Below are 18,357 nucleotides of genomic sequence, written 5' to 3' on the forward strand. Positions count from 1 at the left end.
GCCAGATGCTGTCTGGAATAAACCGTTACCGGGCATGTCCTGTACACTGCACGCCATCGCGCAGCCCTGCCACCCCCGGCTGCGCCTCCCGTTATCAGCTTTACAGCGTCTGGACTCCCGGCCATGCACAAAGAAACCGAAATCAAACTGCGCGTCAGCCGCGAAACCCTGGCGGCGCTGCGTGAACACCCGTTGCTGAAAAAGCGCAACAAAAGTGGCTGGGAACGCCTGGAACTGTTCAACCAATACTTCGACACCCCCGAGCGCGACCTGGCCAACGCCAAGGTAGCCCTGCGCCTGCGTCGTGATGGCGATGCCATTATCCAGACCCTCAAGACCCGCGGGCAAAGCGTGGCCGGGCTGTCCGAGCGCAACGAATACAACTGGGACTTGGCCAAGGCCAAGCTCGATATCAAGAAGCTCGACGGCGAATGCTGGCCCGAGCAGTTGGCGGACCTGGACAAGAAGACCATCAAGCCACTGTTCACCACTGACTTCGTCCGGGAAAAAGCCGAAATCGCCTGGGGTCGCGGCAAGACCAAGGTCGTGATCGAGGCCGCCCTGGATCTGGGCAACGTCATCGTCGGCAAGCAGAAGGAAGAAATCTGCGAGCTGGAGCTGGAACTGCGTGAAGGCGAACCTGCCGCGCTGCTGGAACTGGCCGCCGAGCTGGCCCAGACCCTGGCCTTGATGCCGTGCGATATCAGCAAGGCCGAGCGCGGCTACCGCCTGTTCGACGCCAACAGCTACTCCCTGAGCCTGCCAGCACCGCAGCTCGACGGCGAAACGCCACTGGACGACGCCTACGCCGCCCTGGCCTGGCATCTGCTGGGCAGCAGCCAGCGCCTGGCCGAGCAATATCGCTTTAATGGCCACTGGCGCCTGCTGCAGGACTGGGTCGAGCAACTGGCCGAACTGCGTGCCCTGACCACCAGCCTCGGCCAGGCCGCCCCGCGCACCGCTACCAGCGAACTGCGCGGCGCCCTCGACGCCATGCTGGAAGACTGGCGCCCGCTGGTTCAGGCCGGCCAGGAAGACGGTGACGTCCGCGCCGCCGCCCACGAGCAGTTCATCGAAGAACTGCAGGATCCACGCTGGGGCCTGTTCTCCCTGAACACCTCGCGCTGGCTGCTGGCCCGTAGCTGGACCGCCGAGCGTAACAACCGTGGCAACCGCCAGGGCGCCGCCCTCCTCGCCAGTTGGCTACCACGTTTGTTGGCGGACGAAGCCACGGCCCTGCAACTGAATCGCTATCAGCAGCAGCCTGAGGACCTCGCCGAGCAACTGCCGCGTATCGAACGCATCCAGGCCTGGATGCACCACGCCCGCCAGGTCCTGGACCTGCCGGAAGTCGACCGCCTGTACGGCGAGCTGAACAAACTGGAAGAACTGGCCAATCAGCCGATCAGCGATGAAGTAATCGACGCCCGCGTTGAGCAGACCATTGCCGTGCTCCAGAACAAGGCGTGGAAATTGCTGCTGAAAATGTAACCTCGCGCTGCAAATACAACATGTGGGAGCAAGCTTGCTTGCGAAAGCTGGCGTCTTCGCAGGCAAGCCTGCTCCCACATTCACAAGCGCCCTGCTGAACCCGAGGAGCAAGTCACCCCACCGGCAAACTCGTCGTCGATTTGATTTCCGACAACGCCACGATCGAGTTCACTTCCTGAATCCCCGGCACCATCGACAGCTTTTCGAAGAAGAAGCGCTCGTAGGCTTCGATATCCGGCGTGACAATCCGCAACAGAAAATCCACCGCCCCCATCAGCACATAACACTCCAGCACCTCGGGAAAGCCGCGAATCGAGTCGGTAAATTCCGTGAAATTGGAGCGTCCGTGAGCGTTGAGTTTGACCTCGGCGAAGATCTGCGTGTTGAGGCCGATTTTCTTGCGGTCGAGCAATGACACTTGGCGGCGGATCACCCCTTCATCCTTGAGCCGCTGAATCCGTCGCCAGCACGGCGACTGCGACAGCCCGACCTGTTCGGCAATCTGCGCGCTGGACAAGGAGGCGTCCTCTTGCAGCAGCGCGAGGATCTTGCGGTCATAGCCATCCAGCTCGATAGACATAACTATTTCTCTTTTTTAGGTTTTGACGCATTAACTAGTCGAAACAAGGCTAATTCATTCGATCATGGATCAGAAATTTCTTTTTCTACATGCAAGAATTTCCCCAATCGAAACAGGAGACGCCCCATGCCCAACCTCGAAGCCGTGGAAACCGCCCCACACCGTCCGGACACCTGGTCAGCCCATAACAGCCACTGCCTGGCCCGGTACCGGATTCTTGCCGAGGCCGAGCCCGACCTGTTGTGCCGGGTGCTCAATCTGTTCGCCATGCAGTACCTGATCCCGCAACAGGTGAACGTGCAGCAGGCCGAGGACATGCTGATGATCGATGTGCAGATCGACCGTCTGTCGTGGCATCGAGCCCAGGTGATTGGCGAAAAAATGCGCAACTTGATCAATGTTTGTACAGTGGAACTGGAACAACTCGGGCATTCCCACGTCTCAATTCAATCCGTCTCCCTGGCCGCCAGCTGAGCACCGCTGAAAATAATCGCAACGCTTAACCACACAGAGGGCGCAACAACTGGCACGCTTGGGGCTACTCTTGCTGATCGTTATGAGCTGAACCGCCCAAAGGAAGCTGCATGTCCGTCCTCGCATCATCAACCCAGGACCGCTGGCTGGATCTGAACGAGCTGCTGCGCGATCTGGTCGCCGAAGGTTTCATCGACCAGGCCAGCGCCGAGCACGCCATGACCCAGCGGCGCAGTGCCGCCAACATGCAGCTGCACCCGTTGCAGTTCATGGCCGCGCAACAACTGGATGACCTCAAGCGTCCGGGGCGCAAACTGGACCTTGAGACCCTCACAGTGTGGCTGGCCGCCCGCGCCGGGCAACCGTACATGCGCATAGACCCGCTGAAGATCGACAGCGCCTCGGTGACACCGCTGATGTCCTACGCCTTCGCCCAGCGCCACAAGATCCTCGCCGTGGCGGTGGACCGCGAATCGGTGACCATCGCCAGCGCCCAGCCCTATGTCAAAGCCTGGGAAGCCGACCTGACCCACGTCCTCAAGCGCTCGATCAAGCGCGTGGTGGCCAACCCGGCAGATATCCAGCGGGTGGCGGTGGAATTCTTCCGCCTGGCGAAATCGGTCAGCGGCGCCAATGCCGTTGATCAGAAAATGAACAACATCGGCAACTTCGAACAGTTGCTCAAGCTCGGCTCCAGCGATCAGGAACCCGACGCCAACGACGCGCATATCGTCAATATCGTTGACTGGCTGTTCCAGTACGCTTTTCAGCAACGCGCCAGTGACATCCATATCGAGCCGCGCCGGGAACAAGGCACGGTGCGTTTTCGCATCGACGGCGTGCTGCACAACATCTACCAATTCCCGCCCCAGGTAACCATGGCCGTGGTCAGTCGCCTTAAAAGCCTGGGCCGGATGAACGTCGCCGAAAAACGCAAACCCCAGGACGGCCGGGTCAAGACCACCACGCCCGATGGCGGCGAAGTCGAGTTGCGCCTGTCGACACTGCCCACCGCGTTCGGCGAAAAAATGGTCATGCGGATCTTCGACCCGGAAGTGCTGCTCAAGGACTTCGACCAGCTCGGTTTTTCCAACGATGACCTGCGCCGCTGGCAGGACATGACCTGCCAGCCCAACGGCATCATTCTGGTCACCGGTCCCACCGGTTCCGGCAAGACGACGACGCTCTATACCACGCTGAAGAAGCTGGCGACCTCGGAGGTCAACCTCTGCACCATCGAAGACCCCATCGAGATGGTGGAACCTGCGTTCAATCAGATGCAGGTCCAGCACAACATTGACCTGACCTTCGCCAGCGGCGTACGCGCACTGATGCGCCAAGACCCCGATATCATCATGATCGGCGAAATTCGCGACCTGGAGACCGCCGAAATGGCCATCCAGGCCGCCCTCACCGGTCACCTGGTGCTGTCCACTCTGCACACCAACGATGCGCCCAGTGCCATCAGCCGTCTGCTGGAACTCGGCGTGCCGCACTACCTGCTCAAGGCCACCATCCTCGGCGTCATGGCCCAGCGCCTGGTGCGAACCCTGTGCCCGCATTGCAAGGCGCCCATCGAGTTGAACGAAGTGGACTGGCAGACCCTCACCCGTCCGTGGCAGGCTCCGGTACCGGCTGGCGCCCATCGCGCTGTCGGTTGCATCGAATGCCGGGAAACCGGCTATCGCGGTCGCGCCGGGGTGTACGAGATCATGTTGATGTCCGATGGCGTGCGCGACCTGATCAGCGCCGACCTCGACCTCACCGCCATGCGCCGTCAGGCGTTCAAGGAAGGCATGCGCAGCCTGCGCCTGTCCGGCGCACAAAAGGTCTCGGCGGGGCTGACGACGCTGGAAGAAGTGCTGCGGGTTACGCCGCAGAGTGAGCAACGCTAACGCTATTTTTGAGACCGTGCATGACCTGTGGGACCGGCTTCAGCCGGGAAGACGCATTCCCGGCTGAAGCCGGTCCCACAGGTACAACACACTGCGATTCAAATGAAAACAGGGAAATGTTTATGCAACTAGGTACCGTCGTCCTGCTGTTCGTCGTTCTGGCGATCGTCATTCTGTTCATGGGATTCAAAGTGGTGCCCCAGGGCTATCAATGGACCGTCGAACGTTTTGGCCGCTACACCACCACGCTCAAGCCGGGCCTGAATATCATCGTGCCGGTGATGGATCGCATCGGGCGCAAGATCAACGTGATGGAGAGCGTGCTGGATATCCCGCCCCAAGAAGTCATTACCGCAGACAACGCTACGGTGCAGATCGATGCCGTGTGTTTCTTCCAGGTGGTCAACACCGCCCAGGCGGCCTATGAGGTGAACAACCTCGAACATGCGATCCGCAACCTGCTGCAAACCAATATCCGCACCGTGCTCGGCTCCATGGAACTGGACGCCATGCTCAGCCAGCGCGACAACATCAACGAACGCCTGCTGCGCACGGTCGACGAAGCCACGGCGCCGTGGGGCATCAAGATCACCCGTATCGAGATCAAGGACATCAGCCCGCCCGCCGACCTGATGGCGGCCATGTCCGGGCAGATGAAAGCCGAGCGCATCAAACGCGCCCAGATCCTTGAAGCCGAAGGCCTGCGCGCCGCTGCGATTCTCACCGCCGAAGGCAAAAAGCAGGCGCAGATTCTCGAAGCCGAAGGCGGTCGTCAGGCGGCCTTCCTTGAGTCTGAAGCCCGTGAACGCCAGGCCGAAGCCGAAGCTCGTGCAACCCAGGTGGTATCCCAAGCGATTGCCAACGGCAACGTGCAGGCGGTCAATTATTTTGTCGCGCAGAAGTACATCGACGCCCTGGGCAAACTGGCCTCGGCCAACAACAGCAAGGTCATCCTCATGCCACTGGAAGCCAGCCAGGTGATTGGCGCAGTGGGCGGTATTGGCGAGATCGTCAAAGCCACCTTCGACAGCAAGAAAGTCTGATGTGGGACTACCTGCAAAACCTGTCGTTCTGGGACTGGCTGGGCCTGGGCACGGTGCTGCTGATTCTTGAAGTGTTCGGCGCCGGCGGCTATCTGCTGTGGGTCGGCATCGCGGCGGCGGGGGTCGGCGTGCTGACCTTCCTGCTGCCCATGCACTGGACGATTCAATTTCTGCTGTTTGCCGCGCTGTCGATCCTCACGGCGGTGTACTGGTGGCGGCGCCAGCGCAGCGTCAATCGCCCGTCCGACCAGCCGGGGCTGAACATGCGTGGGCAGGAACTGATCGGTCGTACCTTCGCCGTGCACACCGCCATTGTCGAGGGACGCGGCAAGATCAAGGTGGGGGATGGCGTTTGGATCGTCACCGGACCTGATGCGCCGGTGGGCGCCCAGGTGCGGGTGGTGGCGCAGGATGGGGCGATTTTGCGGGTGGAGGCGTTCTGAGGCTCATTTCCAGCAAACTTGAATTGAAATGAGCTTTTGTGGGAGCCGGCTTGCTGGCGATAGCGGTATTGCAGGCGACACCCCTGTCGACTGACCCAACGCCATCGCCAGCAAGCCGGCTCCCACAGGTTCTGTGCAATCTCAGAGAATTGCGGATTATTCAGCCGTCGACGGCTTTTCCCACAAATTGATCCCGCCTTCCACCGCAAAACGGTCAATCTCAGCCAGTTCTTCAGCGCTGAACGCCAAATTCCTCAAGGCGCCGACGTTTTCGACAATCTGCTCCGGGCGGCTGGCGCCAATCAGGGCCGAGGTCACCCGTGGGTCACGCAGGGTCCAGGCCAGGGCCATTTGCGCCAGGCTCTGGCCGCGACGCTGGGCAATTTCGTTGAGTGCACGCACATGGGCGATGTTCTCTTCCGATAAGTGCGAGGCCTGCAGCGAGCCGCCACCGGGACGATTGACCCGGGCATCCTTGGGAATACCGTTCAGGTATTTGTCCGACAGCAGGCCCTGGGCCAACGCGGTAAAGGCAATCACCCCGGCGCCCAGCTCTTCGGTGGCGTCCAGCAGGTCTTTCTCGACCCAGCGATTGAGCAGGTTATAGGCCGGCTGATGAATCAGCAGCGGCACTTTCCACTCTTTCAGCAATGCTGCGATCTCACGGGTTTTCGCCCCGGAGTACGAAGAGATACCGATGTACAGCGCCTTGCCCTGCTGTACAGCAGTGGCCAATGCGCCTGCGGTTTCTTCCAGCGGGGTGTCGGGGTCGAAGCGGTGCGAATAAAAGATATCCACATAGTCCAGGCCCATGCGTTGCAGGCTCTGGTCAAGGCTAGCCAGCACGTACTTGCGCGAGCCGCCGCCCTGGCCGTAAGGCCCCGGCCACATGTCCCAACCGGCCTTGCTGGAGATGATCAGTTCGTCGCGGTAGTGCTTGAAGTCTTCGCGCAGCAGACGGCCGAAGTTGATCTCGGCGGCGCCGTAGGGCGGGCCGTAGTTATTGGCGAGGTCAAAGTGGTTGATACCCAGGTCGAATGCGGTGCGCAGCATGGCGCGCTGGACATCGATCGGCGTGCTGTCGCCGAAGTTATGCCACAGCCCCAAAGACAACGCAGGCAGGACCAGCCCGCTGCGGCCAGTACGGCGATAGGGCATGGCTTCGTAACGATTTTCGGCAGCGATATACGTCATCGGATCCTCTCTTGTTGAATGTTGTCGGACGATTACCAGTGTGTAGCAATCGTTTGCGTTGTCCAGTGAAGAGTCAGGGCGCCGGCTTCTGCCAAACGGCTTGCTGGATGTCGACCCGCTTGGGCAACAGATGGTTGTCGTGGAACAGATCGGCGGTCACTTGTTGCGCCGCAATGGTCGCGGCGGTGACCGGCTGGCTCGGCTCCCTGCCGACGTAAACCAGATCGGCTCCGGCAAATTGGGTGGGCGCCGTTTTGCAGGCGATGGCGGTATCTTGTGGGACCGGCTTTAGCCGGGAAGACAATATAACGGACGCTGGAAATGCATCGGTCATACAGACGCCTTCCCGGCTAAAGCCGGTCCCACCAAGCATACCGCCCAATTGTTCGGTTTTATCGAACAGTAAAGGCAACTCTGGACTGTTTATCCCCTCAGATCGATATGTGAAAGTAAACCCACATTCAGAACCGAGGTTCGCCATGAACACTGCAACCCGTAAAGTCGCCATCGTCACCGGTGCGTCCCGTGGTATCGGCGCCGAGATCGCCAAACGTCTGTCCGCCGATGGTTTCGCCGTGGTCATCAACTACGCCAGCAGCGCCAGCGAGGCTGATGCCCTGGTCGCGCAGCTTGCCGCCGCTGGTGGTCAAGCCTTGGCGATCAAGGCCGATGTGGCCAGTGCCGCTGATGTACAGCGCCTGTTTGATGAAACCGAACAGAAACTCGGCAAGGTCGATGCGCTGGTCAATAACGCCGGCATCCTGAAAATCCTGCCGCTGGTCGACACCAGCGACGAGTTGTTCGAACGGACCTTCGCCATCAACGTGCGGGGTACCTTCAATACCCTGCGTGAAGCGGGCAAGCGCCTCAACGACGGCGGGCGCATCATCAATTTTTCCAGCACCACGGTGAGCCTGAACCTGCCGGGCTATGCGGTCTATACCGCGACCAAGGCGGCGGTTGAAGCCTTCACCCATACCTTTGCCAAGGAGCTGCGCGGACGCAATATTACCGTCAATGCCGTCGCGCCCGGCCCAGTGGCCACCGAACTGTTCTTCAATGGCAAGAGCGAGGAGCAGATCCAGCAGTTGGCCAAGATGCCGCCCCTGGAACGCCTCGGCCAGCCGGAAGATATCGCCGGTGTGGTGGCCTTCCTCGCCGGGCCGGATGCCGGTTGGGTCAACGGCCAGGTCCTGCGCGCCAACGGCGGCCTGGCCTGATTGCCTCAGGCCCGCGCCGGTTCGGCCGGCGCCACCACCTCATCGGCCTTCGCCGCAAAGCGATTGGCCCGGCCGAAAGTGCCGAAATCATTAAAGCGTACGCCCATCTGCGCCATGACCCGATGCGCCACGGGCGCGGTCATCTGTCGGATATAAAAGGGTTCCTTGACCACGAAGTGATGGATGCCGTGGGTGCTGCCGAAGTTGAAGCAGAACGCCTGCAACGGCCACATCCACCAGGGGTTGAGCACCTGGGTCTGCTGAATCACGTTGCCCGCTTCCAGATCGCCGTAGTAATGCATGTTCGAGCTGACGAAATGCAGGCAGAAGGTGCGCAGCACATTAGGCCCGACCAGCACCACCACGGCAATATCGATCACCGGCATCACCTCCAGGGTTGTCGCTGACCACTCAACCGACGTGCCCAGCAGTGCGGCGATCCCGTTGGCCGCGTGAAAGCCGAGAAACACGTACCAACTGCCCCAATTGAGCAGCGCCAGCGGCGCATAGACCTTTAGCGTGCGCTTGAGGATGCTGAATTTGTGCGCCCAGGTTTTCGCCCGCAGCATGCGGATCAGCGACGACATGACGTTATCGCCGACCATCAACAGCCGGGCGATGCCCCACGGTTCGCCATTGGTAATGGCACGCTCTTCCATATCCGCTTCAGTGCCGGAGACCTTGTGGTGATTGAGGTGTAGATGGCGGCGAATCCACGGATTGATCGTGCTCGGTCGCGCCAGCCAGACCAGGGCCAGCATCAGATTGTGCGGGATACGTTGCTTGCGAAAATACATGCTGTGGATCAGGTCATGTTCCAGCTCATGGGTCAGGGAAGCGAAGAAGGCATTAAGCAACAGGCACACCCACCAGGCCATGTAACCCGCAAGATAGAGCCCGGCACTGAGCAGCATGCCGCCCAGGGCGAAGGCCAGGATGCCGACGCCGATAGCGTCCTGATGGCGCAGAATCGGGTAGCGCGCACGCAACTCGTCGCCCCTGGCGCCCACCACCGCGCGAATATGCGCTGATCGCTGCTGTGCATTCAGTCTCGCGGGGCTTGCAGAAGGTGCGTGCATGCTTACATCCTCTATCATGACGGTAAGTGAAGAGGATCTCACTGTGCATGAGCCCACTCCCTGCGCGCCCTGCCGAGTACGCCAATCTGTTGACCGCAGGCGCCAATGATCATGACTGAGCCCAGTATTCTCGCCAGTTGGACTCGCGCCTTGTGCAAACAGATCAATGCGCTGGGGCTGGACAGCATCGCGCTGTGCCAGGCTGCGGGACTAGACCCACAGTTGATGGACGATCCCGACGCACGCTATCCGGTCAGCACCAGTACGCGCCTTTGGCATCTGGCCGTGGCTGCCAGCGGCAATCCGGCGCTGGGCCTGCGCGTATCGCGATTCGTCAGCCCGACCACCTTCCACGCTCTGGGTTACGCCCTGGTCGCCAGCGCCTCGTTGCGCGAAGTGTTCGAACGCATCGTGCGCTATCACCCGGTGGTCAGCGACGCCCTGACCCTGGAGTTCAAGCGGGTCGATGATCGTTATGAATTCCGCTTCAACGCCCCGCCCGACGGGCCCGTACCGGCCTTTGAAGCGCTGGACGCCTTTGCCGCCATCTACGTACGCACCTGCCGCAACCGTCTGGGCCGCAGCTACGCCCCCCTGGCCGTGCACCTGCAACGCCCCGCGCCGCAAGACCCGCAACCGTGGCAGGAAGTATTCCGCGCCCCGCTGTACTTCGACGCGGCCGAGAATCTGCTGGAGTTTGCCTGCGCCGACTTCGACAGCCACCTGGACGACAGCAACCCGCAACTGGCCGAGCACAACGAAACCGTGCTCAACCGCACCCTGGAACAACTGCAGCCCCTGACCTGGGAACGCCGCGTACGCTCGGTGATCGAGGCGCAACTGCCCGAAGGCGAACCCACCGCCGAGCGCGTCGCCCAGAGCCTGCACCTGAGCCTGCGCAGCCTGCAACGCCATCTGGCCGACGAAGGCTGCCGCTTCGACCTGCTGCTCAACCAGTGCCGACAGAATCTGGCACTGCAACACATGCGCGACCCGCGCAGCTCACTGAGCGAAATCGCCTACCTGCTGGGCTTTGCCGACACCAGCAGCTTCAGCCGCGCGTTCAAACGCTGGACCGGGGTGACGCCGAGTCAGTATCGCGATGGGCTGGGCGGCTGAGCGCTCAAGATATTGACCGCACAAACTTCGCCCCGGCCATCTCCCGCAGCCGGTTGATATTCATCACCTGCAACTGCTCCTGACGCAGATAAACCACCTTGCGCTCATGCAGGGTTTGCAGGATCTGCGGCAGCTCAGGATCGCCCAGGGCAAGGTCTTCGTACGGAATCAAACGGCGCGAATGATTGAGTTCGCCATAGCCTTCGCTGAGCAACAGCAGGCGGCGGGCGATGCGGGTACGGGGCGGCAGGCGTGCCAGCTCATCAGCGCGCAGTAGCGCCAGGCCGAGTTTATGGCTGAGCAATTCGGCGAAGGGCCGCCAGTAGTGGGGATATTGCTCGAGCAGCGTCAGCAGGGTCGCCTGAGGCACCTGTAACAGAATGCTTTGCCCTGTGGAATACAGGTCCTGAGTGCGCGGCAGGCCGTCGAACAGCGACACCTCGCCGAACCAGTAAGGCAGTGAGACCTCGTCAAAGTGGCCAATTGGATATTGCTCATCGACTGCACCCACGCGCAATGTGCCTTCGACCAGGATATACAGGCCGCAAGGTGAATCGCCCCGGGCGAAGAGCAGCTTGCCTGGGGTGATCCGCCGCTGCCGCGCTGCTGCCAGCAAGGCGTCCTGCAAACCGGCCGGCAAGGCGCCAAACCAACTATCGTTAAGCAGACGCGAACGCCATCCCGCTCCATTTGTCATGTGTTGCTCCCTTTTGTTGCAGGTTTTGTCATTTTCAGCCGATCCATCCCGACAGACTCTGCGGCATGATCAGCATTCACCCAGAGGCATAAAAATGAAAAACCTCGTCGATCATCTCAGTCAATACGCGGCTTACCACCGTGACACCCGCAATATCGCCAGCCACTTCATCGGCATCCCGCTGATTGTCGTCGCCGTGGCGGTGCTGTTGTCGCGTCCCGGCTGGGCGGTGGGCGGGCTATGGCTCTCGCCTGCCCTGCTGGTAAGCCTGGCCAGCGTCGTATTCTACCTGCGTCTGGATCGCGGGTTCGGTGTGTTGATGGCCGTTTTGCTTGGCCTGTGTGTTTGGGCCGGGGCGAGCCTGGCACAGCAATCGACACTGACTTGGCTCGGTACCGGGGTGGGCCTGTTCGTGATTGGCTGGATCATCCAGTTCATCGGCCATTATTGGGAAGGCCGTAAGCCCGCCTTTGTCGACGATGTCACAGGGCTGATCATCGGCCCGCTGTTCGTTGTGGCCGAGCTGGCATTTTTGCTGGGGCTGCGCAAAACCTTGCAACACGCCATCGAAGAGCGGGCGGGGCCGACGGGGAGGCACGAGCGCAAGGCTGCTATATAAGCGCAGTGGATCCGTTGGAGCGAGACTTGCCCGCGAAGAAGTCGGCACATTCGACACCGCCTTCGCGGGCAAGCCTCGCTCCCACAAACCCTGTCAAACCTTAGATATTGGCAACCTTCTGCCAAACCTTGGGTTTGAAGAACAGCGTCTCGCCCTTGGCCAGGCCGGTCAGGCTGTCGTGATCCTTCACCACTTCGGCCTCAATCAGATCGTTCTGGCCTTCGACCTTCAAGGTCACCCGCGTTGTCGCGCCCAGCGGGCGGATATCGCGGACTTCGGCCGGGTGGTGATCCTCCAGTTCATGGCGCGACAGCGACACTTCGTGGGGGCGGAACAGGACGTGGTTGTCTTCACCCAGGTGCAGGCGGTTGGAGTCGCCGAGGAAGTGATAGACGAAATCACTGGCCGGATTCTCGTAGACCTCGCCCGGTGAGCCGATCTGCTCGATCACGCCCTTGTTCATCACCACGATACGGTCCGCCACTTCCATGGCTTCTTCCTGGTCGTGGGTCACGAATACCGAGGTCAGGTTGATATCTTCGTGCAGGCGCGCCAGCCAGCGGCGCAGTTCCTTGCGCACCTTGGCGTCGAGGGCGCCGAAAGGTTCATCGAGCAGCAGTACCTTGGGCTCCACCGCCAGGGCGCGGGCCAGGGCGATACGCTGACGCTGGCCGCCGGACAGTTGCTCCGGATAGCGGTCAGACAACCAGTCCAGCTGCACCATGTTCAGCAACTCGTGAACCTTGGCGGCGATCTGGGTTTCGTTAGGGCGCTGGCCCTTGGGCTTCATGCGCAGGCCGAACGCCACGTTGTCGAACACGGTCATGTGGCGGAACAGCGCGTAATGCTGGAACACGAACCCGACGTTGCGATCACGCACATCGTGGCCGGAGACGTCTTCGCCGTGGAAGACGATGCTGCCCTGATCGGGGGTTTCCAGACCGGCAATAATGCGCAGCAAGGTGGTCTTGCCGCAGCCGGACGGGCCGAGCAAAGCCACCAGCTCGCCACTCTGGATATCCAGACTGATGCTGTTGAGGGCCTTGAAGGCGTTGAAGTTCTTGCTGACGTTACGGACTTCGATCGACATGATTATTCCTCCGCCGCACTTTGGCGCAGACGGTTAATACGCGCTTCGCTCCACTGCTTGAGCAGCAGGATGAACAGCGCCAGGATCAGCAACAGGCTCGCCACAGCAAAGGCGGCAACGTGGTTGTATTCGTTGTAGAGGATTTCAACGTGCAGCGGCAGGGTGTTGGTCACACCACGAATGTGCCCGGACACCACCGACACCGCACCGAATTCACCCATGGCCCGGGCGGTACAGAGCACCACGCCGTAGATCAGCCCCCATTTGATGTTCGGTACCGTGACGTGCCAGAACATCTGCCAGCCATTGGCGCCGAGCAAGCGCGCCGCTTCTTCCTCCTGAGTGCCCTGCTCCTGCATCAGAGGGATCAGCTCTCGGGCAACGAACGGCACAGTGACGAAAATGGTCGCCAGGACGATGCCCGGCAAGGCGAAGACGATCTGGATATCGTGATCCTGCAACCACGGCCCGAATACGCCACGGGCGCCAAACATCAGCACGTAGACCAGACCGGCAATGACCGGCGAGACCGAGAATGGCAGGTCGATCAGGGTGACCAGAAAGCTCTTGCCACGGAACGAGTATTTGCTCACGCACCAGGCAGCGGCGACACCGAACACCACGTTGAGCGGTACCGAAATCACCACCGCCAGCACAGTCAGCTTGAGCGCCGACAAGGCATCAGGTTCGAGGATCGCGGTAAAGAAGCCGCCCAGACCGTTCTTCAGGCCCTGGGACACCACGATAAACAGCGGCAACAGCAGAAACAGCGCGAACACCAGCCAGCCGAGGCCGATCAGGATGCGCCGGTAGACTGCGTTGCCACGACGGGCCGCATTGGCTGAAGCCGCGGCAGAAAGCGTTGAATTGGACATGCTCGTACGCTCCTCAGGCCGGGGTTTCGATGCGGCGCTGCAACAGGTTGATCAGCAGCAGCAGAATGAAAGACACCACCAGCATCATCACGCCAATGGCCGTGGCCCCGGCGTAGTCGTACTGGTCGAGCTTGACCATGATCAGCAACGGCAGGATTTCGGTCTTCATCGGCATGTTGCCGGCAATGAAAATCACCGAACCGTACTCACCGACACCCCGGGCAAAGGCCAGGGCAAAACCGGTCAGCCAGGCGGGCAGCAATGCTGGCGCGAGGATGTAACGGAAAACCTGCAATGGCCGCGCGCCGAGGCAGGCGGCTGCTTCTTCGACTTCACGGGGAATGTCCGCCAGCACCGGCTGCACCGTACGCACCACAAACGGCATGGTCACGAAAGTCAGCGCCAGGGTGATACCCAGTGGCGTATAGGCGATCTTGAAACCCAGGTCCGCTGCAAACTGCCCGACCATGCCATTGGGTGCATACAACGCAGTCAGGGCAATACCGGCCACGGCGGTCGGCAGGGCGAACGGCAGGTCGATCATCGCATCGATGATCTTGCGGCCGGGGAAGGTGTAGCGCACCAGCACCCAGGCCAGCAGCGTTCCGATGATGCCGTTGATGATGGCGGCATAGAACGCGGTGAGGAAACTCAGCTTCAACGCCGCCAGCACGCGAGGTGCGGTGACGATGGTCCAGAACTGCGCCCAGCTCAGTTGCGAGGCGTGGATGAACATGACAGCCAGGGGTATCAGCACAATCAGACTGAGGTACACCAGGGTGTAACCCAGCGTCAGCCCGAAGCCGGGTATGACGGGGGATATGCGTCGTGACATACGAGTCCTTGGTTCGAAGTACTACTGTAGGAGCCTGCGCTGCGTCCCTGACTCTGCGCTATCGCGCAGCAAATACAGGATTAATGTGGGACCGGCTTCAGCCGGGAAGGCGCCTTCCCGGCTAAAGCCGGTCCCACAGGAAAACGCATCAATTAAGCCAGCAGCACCTGCAAAAGAGCAGGTGCCACCATCCAATTACTGCGGAATATAGATCTGGTCGAAGATCCCGCCGTCATTGAAGAATTTCGGTTGGGCAGTTTTCCAGCCGCCGAAGTCCTTGTCGATAGTCAGCAGGTTCAATTTAGGGAACTGCTTTTCATATTTCGCAGCGACCTCAGTGTCACGCGGGCGATAGAAGTTCTTCGCAGCGATTTCCTGGCCTTCCTTGCTGTACAGGTGTTTCAGGTATTCGGTGGCGATTTCGGTGGTGCCATGCTTCTCGGCGTTCTTTTCCACAACCGCGACAGGCGGCTCGGCCAGAATCGACAGGGAAGGTACGACGATATCGAACTTGTCGGCGCCGCCGTCTTCTTTCAGTGCCAGGAAGGCTTCGTTTTCCCACGCCAGCAGCACATCACCCTGACCGTTGTTGACGAAGGTAATGGTCGAACCGCGGGCGCCAGTGTCCAGCACAGGTACGTGTTTGAACAGTTTGCTGATGTACTCGTTGGCTTTCTTTTCGTCGCCGTTATTCGACTTCAGGCCATAGCCGTAGGCCGCCAGGAAGTTCCAGCGCGCACCGCCGGAGGTTTTCGGGTTGGGCGTGATGACCGACACACCATCCTTGATCAGGTCGCCCCAGTCGTGAATGCCCTTGGGGTTGCCCTTGCGCACCAGGAACACGATGGTCGAGGTGTACGGGGTGCTGGCGTCCGGCAGCTTGGTCTGCCAGTTTTCCGGAATGGTCTTGCCCAGCTTGGCGATTTCGTCGATGTCACCAGCCAGGGCCAGGGTCACTACGTCGGCAGGCGAGCCGTCGATCACCGAACGGCCCTGCTTGCCCGAACCACCGTGAGACTGGTTGATCTTGACCGTGTCGCCTGGGTGGGACTTCTTCCAGAAACTAGTGAATTCAGCGTTGTAGTCCTGATACAGCTCACGGGTCGGATCGTAGGAGACGTTGAGCAGCGTGTAATCTTTGGCGACAACGGAACCAGCAAAGACCGCAAGGGTGAGTGCGGCCAGCGCATAACGGCGGATGGTCATGAATGAAGCTCCTGGGGAATTCGGTGTTGGCGTTATATTTTTTAGTTTTAACCGGTCTTGTTTGCCGGGTTCTGCAGACGGAATTTTTCTTTGCGTTCGATCTGGACGACTTGGGCGTTATGCACAGTGATTTCCACCGCGCCGAAGCGCAGGTCACGTAGCGCACTCTGAATTTCTCGCAGAATGGCTGCTTCGTCCTGGCCGTCAACGCTACGTAGAGATGCGCTCATGATCATGCTCCTTCGAATAGAGAGGCCCGCAGTGGCGATTCAAGGCAACTGCTTGTGGCGTGAAGGCAATCTTAGAGAGACGCGGATATTCTTAAAAATACTATTTAAGAATGCAGATAGAACTGAAAGGCATTAAAAGCCGGTAGAGGAACAGCCTGATTATTTTGTGGGACCGGCTTTAGCCGGGAAGGCCATTGAACAGCCCCTGGAAAACTGTCGATCGTACCGACGTCTTCCCGGCTAAAGCCGGTCCCACAAAGGGTGTTCAATTCGATCAAGATGGGATGTGCCGGCTCAAATCACCGGCTGGCGAAAGTCCGGTGCGCGCAGCCAGTCGATCTGCTCGGCAGGCATAGGCCGGGCGAACCAGTAGCCCTGCCCCAGCTCACAGCCGTTGGCCAGCAGAAAATCGGCTTGATCGGCGTGCTCGATGCCCTCGGCCAACACGTTCATGCCCATGCTCTGGGCCAGGGCGATGATCACCCGCACAATGGCAATGTCATCTTCATCGCTGGGCAGCCCGGCGACAAAGCCTTGATCGATCTTGAGCTTCTGTACGGGCATGCGCTTGAGCCGCAGCAGCGAGGAATAGCCGGTGCCGAAGTCGTCGATGGCCAGGCTGATGCCCAGCTCGCGCAGGCGATGCAACTGCTCGATAGCCTGCTCGGGGTCTTCCATGACCGCGCTTTCGGTCACTTCCAGCTCCAGATAGGCCGGATCAAGGCCTGTTTCACGCAGCACCTCGGCCACATGCCGATCCAGATCACCACGGCTGAACAGACGACTGGACACGTTCACCGCAACAAACGACACCCCCACACCCGCCGCCAGCCAGGCGCACATTTGCCGACAGGCGGTATTCAACACCCAACCATCGATTTCGCCGATAAGACCGCTCTGCTCGGCAATCGGGATGAAATCGCCCGGCGGCACCATGCCTCGCTCAGGATGTTGCCAGCGCACCAGCGCCTCGACGCCGAGAATCCGGCTGCTCTCCAGATCGTGCACCGGCTGATAAAACACTCGCAGCTCATGCCGGTCGATGGCCCGGCGCAGGTCGCTGGCCAATTCGACCCGCTGCTGGGCATGGGCCGTCAGCTCTTCGGTATATAAGGCATAGCCTTCGCGGCCGTCGCTCTTGGCCTTGAACAGCGCCGAATCGGCGTTACGCAGCAATTGCTCGGCGCTCTGGGCATCGCTGGGGAACAGGCTGATGCCGACGCTGGCACTAATAAATAAAGGATGGCTGTCGAGAACGAAGGGCTCTTTCATGGCATCGAGCACGCGTTGCGCCAGACCGGCCGCCTGCATGACCTGCTGGCAGTTCTCCTGCAACAGGGCGAACTCGTCACCTCCCAGGCGTGCCAGGGTCATGCCGCTGTCGAACAGGCCCTGCAGGCGCTCGGCCACAGCCTTGAGCACCTGGTCGCCAACGTTATGGCCCAGGCTGTCGTTGATGTTCTTGAAGTGGTCCAGGTCGATCAGCAGCAAGGCACAACCGCGCTTGCTGCTACCGGCGTACGTCAGCGCCTGGGCCGCACGGTCGGTAAATAGCAGGCGATTGGGCAGACCGGTCAGCGGGTCGTAATGGGCCAGCTGTTGCAGCTCCTGCTCGGAGCGCTTGATTGCCGTGAGGTCAGAGAACACTGCAACAAAATGACTGGTCTGCCCGGCGTCGTCACAGACGCGGCGGATATTTTGCCATTGCGGGTAGATTTCCCCACTTTTACGACGGTTCCAGATCTCGCCGCTCCAATGGCCTTTCTCCATCAGCGCCTCATACATCACGCGGTAGAACTGCGCGTCGTGGCGGCCGGACTTGAAGCGGTTCGGCCGGTCACCCAGCACTTCTTCACGCTGATAACCGGTAATCGCCATAAAGGCGCGGTTGACGTGCACAATCAGCCCCTGCTCGTCGGTAACCAGCACGCCTTCCTGAGTACTGTCGAACACTGCGGTGGCAATGCGCACGCGTTCATGGTCCAGGCGCTGCGTGCTCAGGCGTGCACCCACCCCCATGAACTTGAGCAAGTGAGCCCGCGCGATGTAGATCATCACGGCACTGATCGCCATCCAGAAATACCCGGCCAGGAGCTGCCAGCGCTGCAATTGCACCGGGTCCGGGATCAGGTCAGGTAACAGAAGATCGCAAAGCCCCAGCCATAAAACGGACAACACCCCATAAACAAGGGCTGTTCGCAGAGCATCACGTGAAGAATCGGACATAAGAATGCGAAAAACCTTACGAAATTGCGGGATTATAGAGT

At 60.3% G+C, this 18,357-nt stretch carries 18 protein-coding genes and 1 pseudogene; 8 read left to right on the forward strand and 11 right to left on the reverse strand.

All coding sequences use genetic code 11. The features are described from left to right. The first annotated feature begins 123 nt into the window (after positions 1–123). Positions 124–1,491: a CYTH domain-containing protein gene (locus AC1Z24_RS30265; RefSeq protein ID WP_483743900.1), complete on the forward strand. Its 1,368-nt coding sequence runs from the start codon at positions 124–126 to the stop codon at positions 1,489–1,491. A gap of 112 nt (positions 1,492–1,603) precedes the next feature. Here AC1Z24_RS30265 and AC1Z24_RS30270 read toward each other — a convergent pair whose 3' ends face one another. Beyond that, the gene (locus AC1Z24_RS30270; protein ID WP_483743901.1) at positions 1,604–2,071 is read right to left on the reverse strand and encodes an Lrp/AsnC family transcriptional regulator; all 468 of its coding nucleotides are present in this window, start codon (positions 2,069–2,071) and stop codon (positions 1,604–1,606) included. Between the two features lie 126 nt (positions 2,072–2,197). Here AC1Z24_RS30270 and AC1Z24_RS30275 point away from each other — a divergent pair, with 126 nt between their 5' ends. The 4 genes from AC1Z24_RS30275 (at position 2,198) to AC1Z24_RS30290 (ending at position 5,926) form a co-directional block, all read left to right on the forward strand. Then, on the forward strand, positions 2,198–2,545 hold the full coding sequence (locus AC1Z24_RS30275) for a hypothetical protein (RefSeq protein WP_483743902.1): 348 nt from the start codon (positions 2,198–2,200) through the stop codon (positions 2,543–2,545). A gap of 110 nt (positions 2,546–2,655) precedes the next feature. Then, positions 2,656–4,440 carry a type IV pilus assembly ATPase TfpB gene (gene tfpB, locus AC1Z24_RS30280; protein WP_483743903.1) on the forward strand — a complete coding sequence of 595 codons (1,785 nt, stop codon included), beginning with the start codon at positions 2,656–2,658 and terminating at the stop codon, positions 4,438–4,440. 122 nt (positions 4,441–4,562) lie between these two features. Next, positions 4,563–5,483 carry an SPFH domain-containing protein gene (locus AC1Z24_RS30285; protein WP_483743904.1) on the forward strand — a complete coding sequence of 307 codons (921 nt, stop codon included), beginning with the start codon at positions 4,563–4,565 and terminating at the stop codon, positions 5,481–5,483. Continuing rightward, positions 5,483–5,926, forward strand: a complete 444-nt coding sequence (locus tag AC1Z24_RS30290) for an NfeD family protein (RefSeq protein WP_483743905.1) — start codon at positions 5,483–5,485, stop codon at positions 5,924–5,926. The genes AC1Z24_RS30285 and AC1Z24_RS30290 overlap by 1 nt, the downstream gene beginning before the upstream one ends. A 156-nt stretch (positions 5,927–6,082) precedes the next feature. On the opposite strand, the gene mgrA is transcribed toward AC1Z24_RS30290, so the two are convergent. Both mgrA and AC1Z24_RS30300 read right to left on the reverse strand, forming a co-directional pair. Then, entirely contained in the window at positions 6,083–7,120 is a 1,038-nt protein-coding gene (gene mgrA / locus AC1Z24_RS30295; RefSeq protein ID WP_483743906.1) for an L-glyceraldehyde 3-phosphate reductase, read from the reverse strand. Between the two features lie 73 nt (positions 7,121–7,193). Continuing rightward, a pseudogene (locus AC1Z24_RS30300) lies at positions 7,194–7,322 on the reverse strand (aliphatic sulfonate ABC transporter substrate-binding protein); the annotation flags it as partial. A gap of 277 nt (positions 7,323–7,599) precedes the next feature. On the opposite strand from AC1Z24_RS30300, the gene AC1Z24_RS30305 reads away from it, so the two are divergent. Next, the gene (locus tag AC1Z24_RS30305; protein ID WP_483743907.1) at positions 7,600–8,340 is read left to right on the forward strand and encodes an SDR family oxidoreductase; all 741 of its coding nucleotides are present in this window, start codon (positions 7,600–7,602) and stop codon (positions 8,338–8,340) included. 5 nt (positions 8,341–8,345) lie between these two features. Here AC1Z24_RS30305 and AC1Z24_RS30310 read toward each other — a convergent pair whose 3' ends face one another. Continuing rightward, a complete protein-coding gene (locus AC1Z24_RS30310; protein WP_483743908.1) occupies positions 8,346–9,419 on the reverse strand; it encodes a fatty acid desaturase in 1,074 nt (357 codons plus the stop codon). Positions 9,420–9,530: 111 nt separating this feature from the next. Between AC1Z24_RS30310 and AC1Z24_RS30315 the strand changes: the two genes are divergently transcribed. Next, positions 9,531–10,538, forward strand: a complete 1,008-nt coding sequence (locus tag AC1Z24_RS30315; RefSeq protein WP_483743909.1) for an AraC family transcriptional regulator — start codon at positions 9,531–9,533, stop codon at positions 10,536–10,538. Between the two features lie 4 nt (positions 10,539–10,542). On the opposite strand, the gene AC1Z24_RS30320 is transcribed toward AC1Z24_RS30315, so the two are convergent. Beyond that, entirely contained in the window at positions 10,543–11,235 is a 693-nt protein-coding gene (locus AC1Z24_RS30320; RefSeq protein WP_483743910.1) for a Crp/Fnr family transcriptional regulator, read from the reverse strand. A 94-nt stretch (positions 11,236–11,329) separates the two neighbouring features. On the opposite strand from AC1Z24_RS30320, the gene AC1Z24_RS30325 reads away from it, so the two are divergent. Next, entirely contained in the window at positions 11,330–11,854 is a 525-nt protein-coding gene (locus AC1Z24_RS30325; protein WP_483743911.1) for an Mpo1 family 2-hydroxy fatty acid dioxygenase, read from the forward strand. A gap of 100 nt (positions 11,855–11,954) precedes the next feature. On the opposite strand, the gene AC1Z24_RS30330 is transcribed toward AC1Z24_RS30325, so the two are convergent. From AC1Z24_RS30330 to dibA, 6 genes are all read right to left on the reverse strand, one after another. Beyond that, complete coding sequence (locus tag AC1Z24_RS30330; protein WP_259111457.1) at positions 11,955–12,944, reverse strand: sulfate/molybdate ABC transporter ATP-binding protein; 990 nt, start codon at positions 12,942–12,944, stop codon at positions 11,955–11,957. A gap of 2 nt (positions 12,945–12,946) precedes the next feature. After that, positions 12,947–13,819, reverse strand: a complete 873-nt coding sequence (gene cysW, locus AC1Z24_RS30335; RefSeq protein WP_259111453.1) for a sulfate ABC transporter permease subunit CysW — start codon at positions 13,817–13,819, stop codon at positions 12,947–12,949. Between the two features lie 13 nt (positions 13,820–13,832). Further along, positions 13,833–14,654: a sulfate ABC transporter permease subunit CysT gene (cysT, locus tag AC1Z24_RS30340; RefSeq protein ID WP_259111450.1), complete on the reverse strand. Its 822-nt coding sequence runs from the start codon at positions 14,652–14,654 to the stop codon at positions 13,833–13,835. Positions 14,655–14,849: 195 nt separating this feature from the next. Next, positions 14,850–15,860 carry a sulfate ABC transporter substrate-binding protein gene (locus AC1Z24_RS30345; protein WP_483743912.1) on the reverse strand — a complete coding sequence of 337 codons (1,011 nt, stop codon included), beginning with the start codon at positions 15,858–15,860 and terminating at the stop codon, positions 14,850–14,852. A gap of 47 nt (positions 15,861–15,907) precedes the next feature. Then, positions 15,908–16,090, reverse strand: a complete 183-nt coding sequence (gene oscA, locus AC1Z24_RS30350; protein WP_259111445.1) for a sulfur starvation response protein OscA — start codon at positions 16,088–16,090, stop codon at positions 15,908–15,910. A gap of 294 nt (positions 16,091–16,384) precedes the next feature. Then, on the reverse strand, positions 16,385–18,316 hold the full coding sequence (dibA, locus tag AC1Z24_RS30355) for a phosphodiesterase DibA (protein ID WP_483743913.1): 1,932 nt from the start codon (positions 18,314–18,316) through the stop codon (positions 16,385–16,387). Between the last annotated feature and the right edge of the window lie 41 nt (positions 18,317–18,357).

The sequence above is a fragment of the Pseudomonas sp. JL23 genome (assembly GCF_056933585.1).

What these genes read in the sequence shown, in the direction of transcription:
- AC1Z24_RS30265 (WP_483743900.1), top strand. Translation starts at nt 124, where the DNA reads ATGCACAAAGAAACCGAAATCAAACTGCGCGTCAGCCGCGAAACCCTG.
- AC1Z24_RS30270 (WP_483743901.1), bottom strand. Translation starts at nt 2,071, where the DNA reads ATGTCTATCGAGCTGGATGGCTATGACCGCAAGATCCTCGCGCTGCTG.
- AC1Z24_RS30275 (WP_483743902.1), top strand. Translation starts at nt 2,198, where the DNA reads ATGCCCAACCTCGAAGCCGTGGAAACCGCCCCACACCGTCCGGACACC.
- tfpB (WP_483743903.1), top strand. Translation starts at nt 2,656, where the DNA reads ATGTCCGTCCTCGCATCATCAACCCAGGACCGCTGGCTGGATCTGAAC.
- AC1Z24_RS30285 (WP_483743904.1), top strand. Translation starts at nt 4,563, where the DNA reads ATGCAACTAGGTACCGTCGTCCTGCTGTTCGTCGTTCTGGCGATCGTC.
- AC1Z24_RS30290 (WP_483743905.1), top strand. Translation starts at nt 5,483, where the DNA reads ATGTGGGACTACCTGCAAAACCTGTCGTTCTGGGACTGGCTGGGCCTG.
- mgrA (WP_483743906.1), bottom strand. Translation starts at nt 7,120, where the DNA reads ATGACGTATATCGCTGCCGAAAATCGTTACGAAGCCATGCCCTATCGC.
- AC1Z24_RS30305 (WP_483743907.1), top strand. Translation starts at nt 7,600, where the DNA reads ATGAACACTGCAACCCGTAAAGTCGCCATCGTCACCGGTGCGTCCCGT.
- AC1Z24_RS30310 (WP_483743908.1), bottom strand. Translation starts at nt 9,419, where the DNA reads ATGCACGCACCTTCTGCAAGCCCCGCGAGACTGAATGCACAGCAGCGA.
- AC1Z24_RS30315 (WP_483743909.1), top strand. Translation starts at nt 9,531, where the DNA reads ATGACTGAGCCCAGTATTCTCGCCAGTTGGACTCGCGCCTTGTGCAAA.
- AC1Z24_RS30320 (WP_483743910.1), bottom strand. Translation starts at nt 11,235, where the DNA reads ATGACAAATGGAGCGGGATGGCGTTCGCGTCTGCTTAACGATAGTTGG.
- AC1Z24_RS30325 (WP_483743911.1), top strand. Translation starts at nt 11,330, where the DNA reads ATGAAAAACCTCGTCGATCATCTCAGTCAATACGCGGCTTACCACCGT.
- AC1Z24_RS30330 (WP_259111457.1), bottom strand. Translation starts at nt 12,944, where the DNA reads ATGTCGATCGAAGTCCGTAACGTCAGCAAGAACTTCAACGCCTTCAAG.
- cysW (WP_259111453.1), bottom strand. Translation starts at nt 13,819, where the DNA reads ATGTCCAATTCAACGCTTTCTGCCGCGGCTTCAGCCAATGCGGCCCGT.
- cysT (WP_259111450.1), bottom strand. Translation starts at nt 14,654, where the DNA reads ATGTCACGACGCATATCCCCCGTCATACCCGGCTTCGGGCTGACGCTG.
- AC1Z24_RS30345 (WP_483743912.1), bottom strand. Translation starts at nt 15,860, where the DNA reads ATGACCATCCGCCGTTATGCGCTGGCCGCACTCACCCTTGCGGTCTTT.
- oscA (WP_259111445.1), bottom strand. Translation starts at nt 16,090, where the DNA reads ATGAGCGCATCTCTACGTAGCGTTGACGGCCAGGACGAAGCAGCCATT.
- dibA (WP_483743913.1), bottom strand. Translation starts at nt 18,316, where the DNA reads ATGTCCGATTCTTCACGTGATGCTCTGCGAACAGCCCTTGTTTATGGG.